Source organism: Burkholderia sp. B10 (assembly GCF_004368385.1).
GTDB lineage: Bacteria > Pseudomonadota > Gammaproteobacteria > Burkholderiales > Burkholderiaceae > Burkholderia > Burkholderia vietnamiensis.
Genome location: NZ_PQMX01000036.1, coordinates 15356 through 27279, shown reverse-complemented (window position 1 = coordinate 27279; position 11924 = coordinate 15356). Strand labels below are relative to the sequence as shown.

The window sequence follows — 11924 nt, the reverse complement described above, 5'->3', positions numbered from 1 at the left end:
ACGCGCGATCGATCGCACTGCCCGAATCGAAAACCGGCGCCGACGTCCGATCCGAACGCCGGCGGCGGCCTCGGCAACGCTGCGTTTCGCCCCGACACGCAGTGCCCGCGTTGGCGCGGGACGAAAGCGCCAGTCAGCGGCAGCACCGCTGATCAACCGGCCTGGGCCACGCCGTCACGCACCGCGTCGCCGCCGTCCGAGGCCGTGCGCGCGAGCACCGGCTTCAACGCGTGTCCGGTATGGCTCGCGTTCACCTTCGCGAGCCTTTCCGGGGGCGCCGCCGCGACGATCGTGCCGCCGCCCACGCCGCCTTCGGGGCCGAGATCGATGATCCAGTCGGCTTCCGCGATCACGTCGAGGTCGTGTTCGATCACGACGACGCTGTGCCCGCCGTCGACCAGCCGGTGCAGCACGCGGATCAGCTTCGCGACGTCGGCCATGTGCAGGCCGACCGTCGGCTCGTCGAGCACGTACAGCGTGTGCGGCGCCTTCTGCCCGCGCCGCGTGATGTCGTCGCGCACCTTGGTCAGCTCGGTGACGAGCTTGATCCGCTGCGCCTCGCCGCCGGACAGCGTCGGCGACGGCTGGCCGAGCGTCAGATAGCCGAGGCCGACGTCCTTCATCAGCTGCAGCGGATGCGCGATGTTCGAGATCGGCGCGAAGAACGCGACCGCTTCGTCGATCTCCATCGTCAGCACGTCGCCGATGTTCCGGCCGCGCCACGTGACCGCGAGTGTTTCGGGGTTGAAGCGCTGCCCGTGGCACACGTCGCACGGCACCTTCACGTCCGGCAAAAAGCTCATCCCGATGGTGCGCACGCCCTGCCCTTCGCACGCCGGGCAGCGCCCGTCGCCGGTGTTGAACGAGAAGCGCGACGCCGTGTAGCCGCGCGCGCGTGCTTCGAGCGTGTCGGCGAACAGCTTGCGGATCGTGTCCCACACGCCGATGTAGGTGGCCGGGCACGAACGCGGCGTCTTGCCGATCGGCGTCTGGTCGACTTCGAGCACGCGGTCGATGCTCTCCCAGCCGCTCAGCGACGCGCAGCCCTGCCACGCGTGGGTCACGCTCAGCGCCGGCCGCGGCGCGCTGCGCGCGAGCACGCTGGAGCGGCGCTTCGTCGCCGGCGCGTCCAGCTGCGCGGCCTTGCGCGCGCGGCGCGTGGCCGGCGACGACAGCACCGAGCGGCCGACCGCGTCGAGCAGGTTCGTCATCAGCACGTCGCGCGCGAGCGTCGACTTGCCGGAGCCGCTCACGCCGGTCACCGCGACGAGCCGCGCCAGCGGAATGTCGACGGTAACGTCGCGCAGGTTGTGCAGCGTCGCGCGATGCACGGTGAGCCAGCCGTCCGGCACCGCGTCGGCGCCGTGCTGGCCGCGCGGGTTCACCGGGCGGCGCGGCTGCAACGGATGCGTCATCGGATGCGCGAGCAGGCGGCCCGTCACCGAATCGGGCTGCGCGGCGAGATCGGCGACCGCGCCTTCGGCGACCAGCGTACCGCCGCGCTTGCCGGCGCCCGGCCCGATATCGATGATGTGATCGGCGCGGCGGATCGTGTCCTCGTCATGCTCGACGACGACCAGCGTATTGCCCTTGTCGCCGAGCTTGCGCAGCGCGTCCAGCAGGATCCGGTTGTCGCGCGGATGCAGGCCGATGGTCGGCTCGTCGAGCACGTAGCACACGCCCTGCAGATTGCTGCCGAGCTGCGCGGCGAGCCGGATGCGCTGCGCTTCGCCGCCCGACAGGCTCGGCGCGGCGCGATCGAGGCTCAGATAGCCGAGCCCGACTTCCTCGAGGAACGCGAGACGGCTGCCGATCTCGCTGACGATGTCGCGCGCGATCTGCGCGTCGCGGCCGGTCAATTCGAGCGCATCGATCCAGCGGCGCGTGTCGGACACCGTCCATTGCGCGACGTCGACGATCGAGTGCGCATCGAACGTCACCGCGCGCGCGGACGGATTCAGGCGCGTGCCGCCGCAATCGGGGCACGGCTCGTTGCCGACGCCTTCCGGCTCCTGCTCGTCCGACGGCAAGGTCTGCTCGCGGCCGCGTTCGTCGCCGGCGAACACCGTGTCGTCGTAAGCGGCGCGCTGCTCGCGCGTGAGCGTGACGCCGGTGCCGACGCACGTCGTGCACCAGCCGTGCTTGCTGTTGTACGAGAACATGCGCGGATCGAGCTCGGGGTAGCTGGTGCCGCACACCGGGCACGCGCGCTTCACCGACAGCACCTTGACCGCCCCGACGCCCGCGGTCGAGCGATCGTTCTGCAGCGCCTGCTGCAGCCCGTCGAGCGGCGCGAGCAGATGCATCACGCCCTTGCCGAGCTCGAGCGTGTCGTCGAGCGCGCGCCGCAACGCGGCTTCGTCGTCGGGCGACACGACGAGATCGGCCACCGGCAGCTCGATCGTGTGCTCGCGGAAACGGTCGAGCTTCGGCCACGGATCGACCGGCACGAATTCGCCGTCGACGCGCAGATGCGTACTGCCGCGCGCCTTCGCCCACTTCGCGAGATCGGTGTACACGCCCTTGCGGTTGACGACGAGCGGCGCGAGCAGCCCGACGTGCTCGCCGCGATGGTCGCGCAGCAGCTGCGCGGCGATCGACTCGACGGTTTGCGACGTGACCGGCGTGCCGTCGTGGATGCAATGCTGGAGGCCGAGCTTCACGTACAGCAGACGCAGGAAATGCCAGACCTCGGAGGTGGTCGCGACCGTGCTCTTGCGGCCGCCGCGCGACAGCCGCTGCTCGATCGCGACGGTCGGCGGAATGCCGTACACCGCGTCGACCTCGGGCCGCCCGGCCGGCTGCACGATCGAGCGCGCATAGGCGTTCAGCGATTCGAGGTAGCGGCGCTGGCCCTCGTGGAACAGGATGTCGAACGCGAGCGTCGACTTGCCGGAACCCGACACGCCGGTGATCACGTTGAACCTGCCGTGCGGAATGTCGACGTCGAGCGCCTTCAGGTTGTGTTCGCGCGCATTGACGATCCGCACGACGTCCTCGCCCTCGATCGCGCGCCGCGCGCGCGCCGCGTTCAGCGCGACCTGCAGCGGCACGCCTTCGTCGGCGCTTGCGGCGTTGCCGTCCATCGCCTGCTCGTACTGCAGCAGCGCGACGCCCGTATGCGATTGCGCGCACGCCTTCACGTCGTCGGGCGTGCCCGCGCACAGCACCAGGCCGCCGCCGTCGCCGCCTTCCGGGCCGAGATCGATCAGCCAGTCGGCCGCGCGGATCACGTCGAGGTTGTGCTCGATCACGATCAGCGAATGGCCGGCCGCGAGCAGCTTGCCGAACGCGCGCATCAGCTTCGCGATGTCGTCGAAGTGCAGGCCGGTGGTCGGCTCGTCGAACATGAACAGCTTCGCGCGCGCGATGCGTGCCTCCTCGCTCGCGACACGGCGCCCGCCGGCCGCCGCCGCCGACTCGGCGAGGAAGCCGGCCAGCTTCAGCCGCTGCGCTTCGCCGCCGGACAACGTCGGCACCGGCTGGCCGAGCTTCACGTATTCGAGCCCGACGTCGACGATCGGCTGCAGCACGCGCAGCACCTCGGCGTCCGTCGCGAAGAAGCCGACCGCTTCGCTGACCGTCAGGTCGAGCACGTCGGCGATGTTCAGCGCGCGGCCGTCGCGCTCGATCCGCACTTCGAGGATTTCCGCGCGGTAGCGGCTGCCGTCGCAATCGGGGCAACGCAGATACACGTCGCTCAGGAACTGCATCTCGATGTGTTCGAACCCGGAGCCGCCGCAGGTCGGGCAGCGGCCGTCGCCGGAGTTGAAGCTGAACGTGCCGGCGCCGTAGCCGCGTTGCAGCGCGAGCGGCGCTTTCGCGAACAGCTTGCGGATCTCGTCGAACGCGCCGACGTAGCTCGCCGGGTTCGAGCGCGTGGTCTTGCCGATCGGCGACTGATCGACGAACACGACGTCGCCGACCTGATCGGCGCCCGCCAGACTGCGGAACGCGCCGGGCGACTCCGTCGCCTTGCCGTGATGGCGCGCCAGCGCCGGATACAGCACGTCCTGCAGCAGCGTCGACTTGCCGGAGCCCGACACGCCCGTCACGCAGACGAGCCGTTGCAGCGGGATCTCGACCGTCACGTCGCGCAGATTGTGTTCGGTCGCGCCTTCGAGCACGATGCGCGGCGTGTCGGCGTCGACCGGGCGGCGCGCCCAGTCCGACGCATGCGCGACGTGCTTGCGGCCGCCGAGATACTCGCCCGTCAGCGTGTGCGCCGAGCGGATGTCGCCCGGCGTGCCGTCGAACACGATCGTGCCGCCGCGCTCGCCGGGGCCGGGGCCCATGTCGATCAGCCGGTCGGCCGCGAGCATCACCGACGGATCGTGCTCGACGACGACCAGTGTGTTGCCGGCGTCGCGCAGCCGCTGCATCGCGTCGACGATGCGCGTGAGGTCGCGCGGATGCAGGCCGATGCTCGGCTCGTCGAGCACGAACAGCGTTTTGGTCAGCGACGTGCCGAGCGCCGTGGTGAGGTTGATCCGCTGCACTTCGCCGCCCGACAGCGTCCGGCTCTGCCGGTCGAGCGTCAGGTAGCCGAGCCCCACGTCGCACAGATACTTGACGCGCGTACGCACTTCCGCGAGCAGCAGCTTCAGCGCATCGTCGAGCAGCGCGCTCGGCAGCTCGATGTCGTCGAAGAAGCGGCGAATCCGCTCGATCGGCAGCAGCATCAGGTCGTGCACCGTCAGACCGGGCAGCGCGTCGAGTTGCGCGCGCGTCCATTCGACGCCGCGCGGCATGAAACGATCGGCCGGCGCGAGCACCGCGTCGGCATTCGGCTTCGAGCCGAGCCGCCACAGCAGCGATTCGGTTTTCAGGCGCGCGCCGCCGCAGACTTCGCATGGCGTGTAGCTGCGGTACTTCGACAGCAGCACGCGGATGTGCATCTTGTACGCCTTCGATTCCAGATAGCCGAAGAAGCGTTTGACGCCGTACCACTGGCTCTGCCACTTGCCGTTCCAGTCGGGCGAGCCGTTGATCACCCAGTCGCGCTCGGCCTCCGTCAGATCCGACCACGGCGTGTCGCGGCGGATGTCCGCTTTCGCCGCGTAGCGCATCAGGTCGTCCTGGCATTCCTTCCATGCGGGCGTCTGCATCGGCTTGATCGCGCCGCCGCGCAGCGTCTTGCGCGCGTCGGGAATCACGAGGCCGAGATCGACGCCGATCACGCGGCCGAAGCCGCGGCAGGTTTCGCATGCGCCGTATGCGGAGTTGAACGAGAACAGCGCGGCCTGCGGCTCCGCGTAGCGCAGATCGCTGTCGGGGTCGTGCAGCCCGGTGGAGAAGCGCCACAGCTGCGGCTCGGCCGAGGCGTCCTGCGCATCCGCCGGCAGCACGTAGACGTTCACGCGGCCGCCGCCGCGCTTGAGCGACGCCTCGATCGCCTCGACCACGCGCACCTTGTCGGCCTGCTGCACGCGGAAGCGGTCGGCCACCACGTCGAGCAGCTTGCGCGGGCCGGTCGGCGACGCGACTTCACGCTGCGCCTGCACGCGCGTGTAGCCGCTCGCCGACAGCCACTGCGTGACCTCTTCGTCTGACGCGCTGTCCGGCAGCTCGACCGGAAACGTGACGACGACGCGCGGATCGTCGGCGCGCGTGCGCTCGAGCAGCTGCGCGTAGATCGTCTCCGGCGTGTCGTGGCGCACCTGGCGCGCGGTCTTGCGGTCGAACAGCTCGGCCGCGCGCGCGTACAGCAGCTTCAGGTGGTCGTTCAGCTCGGTCATCGTGCCGACCGTCGAGCGCGAGCTGCGCACCGGGTTGGTCTGGTCGATCGCGATGGCGGGCGGCACGCCGTCGACGCGCTCGACCTGCGGGCGGTCCATCCGGTCGAGGAACTGCCGGGCATACGCGCTGAACGTCTCGACGTAGCGCCGCTGGCCTTCCGCGTACAGCGTGTCGAACACGAGGCTCGACTTGCCTGAGCCCGACGGGCCGGTGACGACCGTCATTTCGCCGGTGCGCAGGTCGAGGTCGAGATTCTTGAGGTTGTGCTGACGTGCTCCGCGAATGCGGATCAGATTGCTGGATGACAATTTGCCTGCCCGTCTGAAGGAGTTAGCCGGAATCACGGTGCCGCGGCGCTGCGGCGGATCTCCGCAGGCACGGCGCACGCGTCGCAGGGGTCATGCCTGGGCGGCGCGCGTCCGGCGGATACTATACTGTACATTCATACAGTTTTCCAATGCGGGCTACGCCCGGCACAACGGCATCGTACGGTCACGCAATCGGCGAGCGCTGCGTGGCCCACGCGCGTCGTTCCCGGTGCCGATACACAGCGCGGGCAGGTAAAAAATTCGGCAGTGTCACGTCCTTTCGGCCCCTTCTTACCGGTCGCGCGATTCATCCGATGAATTCACAAAATGTCACAATCGCGTTCATTACCCATGATTTATATTCCCTAACCGTTTGTTCCACACGCATCGAAAGGCAAACGTTTGCGCATCGGCCGCGCCGCGTTTGCGATCAAGCCAACCAAGGTATCCGGGGTGCATGAATGCGCATATTGGTGGTTGAGGACGATCCCGTTCAGGCCGAAGAAGTGCAAAGCGCACTGGCCCCTTTCTGTCACACGATCAAGGTCGTCGTCGACGGCGAGCAGGCGCTGCGGTTCCTGCGCTCCGAGTCGGTCGACGCGGTCGTGCTGGACTGGCACTTGCCATGCCTCACCGGCATCGAGGTTTTGAACTGGATCCGGACCCGCGCCGACGTCGAATACGGCGTGCTGTTCCTGACCAGCCGCGTGCAGGAGCTCGACGTCGTCAGAGCGCTGGAAGCCGGCGCCGACGACTACCTGAGCAAACCGTTCCGCGCAGAAGAACTGGCGGCGCGAGTCAATGCGCTGCTGCGTCGCATCGGGCGGAAGGTGAAGCGCGACGAGCCGATTCGCGCCGGCGAATACGTGCTCGATCCCGTGCATCGCACCGTGCGGCTTCGCGACGACACGATCGAATTGACGACGAAGGAATTCCAGCTCGTCGCGTGCCTGTTCAACAACATCGGCAAGATCATGTCGCGCGAGCAGCTGGCGACGACGGCCTGGGGCCGGGAACTCGGAACGGAGTCGCGTTCTCTCGACACGCACATCTACAGAATCCGGCAAAAGCTCAAGCTGAGCATCGAAAACGGCTTGCGGCTGTCGGCCATCTACACGTTGGGATATCGACTCGATCAGACCCGGGCTTCAACGGAGCTTCACTTCAACGAGCCGGCGCTGATCGACAGTCGCGTGTGAGCAGCGGGTGATGCCGCGCGCGGCAGCGTGCGTTGCTCCACGATCCCCCGACGATCCTGCTTCGCGCTGCCGAACCGGGCATCGCGCACACCTTCACAAATCCGCGAAACGACAGCCCGGTCGTTTCGCGCTGCCGAGTCTTCGCTCGTCCTCCCCCAACCATTCGTCAGAAATGGTTCGGCCTCCTCTTTTCAATGCGCGTCCAGCCCGTTCATTTAAAACGAAATTTTGTAAATTTTCACGCTTCTTTGAAGTGACAAATGTTCACTTTTTAATTGCGACTTCCTCTCCTAACATCTAGCCATCGAAAAGATCGGCAAAATTAATAACCGCAAATTCAAAGCAGAATAGGTATACGAAGCAGATAACGGACGAGTACCTCTATCGGTGACCTTTATAGCCGGCCAAAGCGACTCTGCCATCGAGCATCGAGCCGATTTAGCCGGGGCTTTTCCGTACCCGTTCGAATCGCGGTCGCGGACGTATCGCGATGCAATTCAAACGACAAAGACCCATATATAGCATCTGACATTCAATAGAGTAGCGGCGATATATCGCCGATTTCGCTTTACTTATATCGAGATTGAAAAATGTCGAATTCGCCGAGACGATCTACCGCCGTCCGAATATCCGGCCACGCAGCATTCAGGCGGCCCCTGCGCGCCAATAGCGTCGCGTCGCGATCGGCGCCGTCCCATCCCTCACGACGCACACGCGTCGCGGTCCAGCTCGCAATGCCTGCGCGCGCGGAGCGCACGTCGGACCACCGCACGGCCCACCTGCGCGCGACGCACCGACAGCCATCGAACGCGTTCGCACCGACGCACGGCAATGCGGCGTTCTCTGCCACGTCGAGTGCGGTCGCCGCGCTCGCCGACCCCGTCGCGCAACGACATCCGTGCGGCCCGCAAACGCTCGACGCCCCCCAAGTCCCCTCCACACCGGTCATGACTCTCCTTTCATTCACCGGTCCCGCTTCGCACTACGACCCAATCAACGCCGATAGAGAAGTGCTTATTCCACACGGAGCATCGAGATGAACAGAGTGCACAAAGTCATATGGAGCAACGCGCGGGGCGCGTTCGTCGCCGCATCCGAGCTTGGCAAGGCGCGCGGCAAAGGCAGCGCCGGCGGGGCGGCGACCATATGCGACGACCGCTGCGCGCAACCAAGCGTCGCGGCCGCACATCAACGGAAAATCCGGTTGCTGGTCGGTCTGGCGATTCCCGTCTGGCTCGGCGCGTCGTGGCAGCTCGCCCATGCGCAGTACGCCGCGGGCACCGGCAGCGCGACCGGGACGGGCGATGTCGCGATCTCCGGCCCCGGCGGCGCAGCGGCCTCGGCCAGCGGCGGCCTGGGCGTCGCGATCGGCGGCGGCGCATCGACCACGGGGCTGAACGCGGTAGCGGTCGGCACGAACAGCCATTCGTCCGCCGCCGGCGCGATCTCGATGGGCGCGAATGCGCTTGCATCCGGCGGGAACTCGCTCGCGATGGGCGTCAACACGACGGCGTCCGGGCAGACCAGCACGGCGCTCGGTCCCGCGGCCATAGCCTCGGCGCAGATGGCGACGGCGGTCGGCCCCAACGCGCAGGCAACCGGACAATACGCCGTTGCCCTCGGGCGATTGGCCGCAGCGACCGACACCGCGGCGACAGCGGTCGGCACCAGCGCCGTCGCGGGCAGCACCGGCGCGAGCGCATTCGGGCAAGCGGCGACGGCGTCCAGCACCTTTGCCACGGCGCTCGGCGCGAACAGCACCGCATCGGGCGATCACGCGACGGCATTGTCGACCCAGGCGACGGCGGCCGGCGCCTATTCGGTCGCGACGGGGTTCGAGTCGATCACGACGACCGCGGCGGCAGCGGGTGTCGCGTTGGGATCGGGCGCGTCGGTCAGCGGCGCGTCGGGCATCGCGATCGGCGTGAATAGCGGCGTATCGGCCGCTAGTTCGATCGCGATCGGGCCGGGCGGCACGGCCGGCGTCCCCGGTTCAGGCACGCAGGCGACGGGCGCCCAGGCCGTCGCGATCGGCAACAACGCGCTCGCCGGCGCGATCTATGCGCAGGCCTTCGGCAACCAGGCGACGGCGAGCGGTACCAGCTCGATGGCCTTCGGCAATACGGCCACGGCGGCCACGCTGTTCGGCATCGCCATCGGCAACCTCGCCACGTCTTCCGGTATCTCGGCCACGGCAGTGGGCGCGGGCGCGACCGCGAGCGCCGACAATTCGGTGGCCGTCGGCGTGAATTCGCATGTGGCCGGTTACGGCGGCGTCGCGCTTGGCACCAACTCGCAGGCGCTCGCCGGCTCGACAGTAGCATTCGGCGACACCAGCACGGTCGCGGCCGCCGCGGGCGCCGGCTCGATCGCCGGCGGCCACAACTCGCAGGTCGCGGGCGGCACGGGCGCCGTCGCACTCGGCGAAGGCCAGACCGCGAACGGCAACGGCGCGGTGGCGATCGGCGATCCGAACACCGCGACCGGCAACGGCGCAGTGGCGATGGGCGCCAACAACACCGCGAGCGGCAACGGCGCGGTCGCGCTCGGCAATACCAACGTCGCGAACGGCCAGGGAGCGGTGGCGCTCGGCAACGCGTCGCAGGCGAACGTCGCGGGCGGCGTCGCGCTCGGCGACAGCGCGGTCGTGCAGGCCGCCGCGACCAACGGCCTCGCGCTCGGCTCGGGCGCAATCGCGAGCGTGGCCAACAGCGTCGCGCTCGGCGCCGGATCGACCACCACCGCGGCGACCCCGACGCCCGGCGCGACGATCGGCGGCGTCGCCTATACCTTCGCGGGCACGGCGCCGGCCGGCGTGGTGAGCGTCGGCTCGGCCGGCGCTGAACGGCAGATCCAGAACGTCGCGGCCGGCCAGTTGAGCGGCACCAGCACGGACGCAGTCAACGGCTCGCAACTGTTCGCCACCAACGAGCAGGTCACGGCCAATACGACCGCGATTTCGAACATCAACAACGGCGCAGGGATCAAATACTTCCATGCGAACTCGACGCTTGCGGACAGCCAGGCAACCGGCACGGACAGCATTGCCGTCGGTCCTCAGGCACTCGCCAGCGCGACCGACAGCTTCGCGGCCGGCACCGGCGCGCAGTCGACTGCCGCAAACGGCATGGCGCTCGGCGCGCAGACGACCGCGTCGATCGCCGGCAGCGTAGCGATCGGCTCGGGCTCGGTGGCGGACCGCGCCGTCGCGGCGGGCAGCGGCACCATTCCGGCCGGCAGCCACACCGTGCCGTTCAACACGTCGGACGCAACGCTGCTCGGCTCCGTGTCGTTCGGCAGCGCGTCGGGGAACACCTACCGTCAGCTGACCAACGTCGCCGACGGCACGAGCGCGCACGACGCGGTGACGGTCCGGCAGTTGACCGGCGCGCTGCAATCGTTCTCGGTCACGCCGACGATGTACTTCCACGCGAATTCGACGGCGGCCGATTCGCTCGCCGTCGGCGCGGAGTCGGTCGCGGTCGGCCCGACGACCGTCGTCAACGGCGACAACGGCGTGGGGATCGGCAACGGCGCGGTCGTCCAGCAGACGGCGCCCGGCGGCGTCGCTATCGGACAGGCCGCGAATTCCGGGCAGGCCGATGCGATCGCGCTCGGCAGCGGCGCGAACGCGACCGGCCCGCAATCGATCGCGCAAGGCGCCAACGCCGTCGCCAGCGCGTCGGGCGGCATCGCGATCGGTTCGGGTTCGAACAGCAGCGCCGCCGATACGCTCGCGCTCGGCGCCGGCGCGAGCGCGACCTTCGCGAACAGCGTCGCGATCGGCGCGGGTTCGGTCACGACGGTCGGCGCGCAGTCCAACTACATCGCATACGGACTGAGCAGCCCACAGTCGTCGGCAGGCGAAGTGAACCTCGGCAACCGCAAGATCACCGGCGTCGCGGCCGGCTCCGCGGGCACCGATGCGGTCAACGTCAGCCAGCTCGACGCGGTCAACCAGAACCTGACGACGCTGATCCAGAACCTCAGCAACACCAACGGCGGCTTCCCGTCGACACCCGGCTCGTCCACGCCGCCCGCCTCGACCGGCTCGAACTCGTCGGCCGGCGGCAACGGCGCCGTCGCGTCGGGTTCGAACAGCACCGCGGTCGGCAACGGTTCGACGGCATCCGGCACGGGTTCGACGACGATCGGCGCAGGCTCGACGTCTTCCGGCAACGGCTCGGTCGCGATCGGCGCCGGCAGCAACGACGAAGGACGCAACAACGTCGTCTCGATCGGCACGGCCAACTCGACGCGCCAACTCACGAACGTCGCGGCAGGGACCGCCCCGACCGACGGCGTCAACGTGCAGCAGCTGAATGCCGCGGTCGGCAACGCGAACGCCTACACCGACGCGAAGATCCAGGGGCTGCGGCGCGACGCGGACGCCGGTGCGGCGAGCGCAATGGCCGTCGCCGGTCTGCCGCAGCCTTCCGGGCCCGGCAAGAGCATGGTGGCGATCGCCGGCAGCTACTACCACAGCCAGTCGGGCCAGGCCCTCGGCATCTCGACGATCTCGGAAAACAATCACTGGATCTACAAGGCCGCCGTCACGACCAATACGCGCAACGACTACGGTGCCGTGATCGGCGCGGGCTATCAGTGGTGATCGCGAGAACCCGACATGCAACCGTGCCGCTCCGGGCTGCGCAACGCTTCATCGAGCGTTGCCGCG

3 protein-coding genes are annotated in these 11924 nt (G+C 68.6%); 2 read left to right on the top strand and 1 reads right to left on the bottom strand.

Annotated elements, in window-relative coordinates; translation table 11 throughout:
• Positions 1 to 152: 152 nt before the first annotated feature.
• Complete coding sequence (uvrA, locus tag C3Y15_RS18590; protein WP_034193663.1) at positions 153 to 6047, bottom strand: excinuclease ABC subunit UvrA; 5895 nt, start codon at positions 6045 to 6047, stop codon at positions 153 to 155.
• Between the two features lie 461 nt (positions 6048 to 6508).
• On the opposite strand from uvrA, the gene C3Y15_RS18585 reads away from it, so the two are divergent.
• Both C3Y15_RS18585 and C3Y15_RS18580 read left to right on the top strand, forming a co-directional pair.
• On the top strand, positions 6509 to 7246 hold the full coding sequence (locus tag C3Y15_RS18585) for a response regulator transcription factor (RefSeq protein ID WP_045579855.1): 738 nt from the start codon (positions 6509 to 6511) through the stop codon (positions 7244 to 7246).
• Positions 7247 to 8282: 1036 nt separating this feature from the next.
• The gene (locus tag C3Y15_RS18580; protein ID WP_124260141.1) at positions 8283 to 11858 is read left to right on the top strand and encodes a YadA-like family protein; all 3576 of its coding nucleotides are present in this window, start codon (positions 8283 to 8285) and stop codon (positions 11856 to 11858) included.
• The last annotated feature ends 66 nt before the right edge of the window (positions 11859 to 11924 follow it).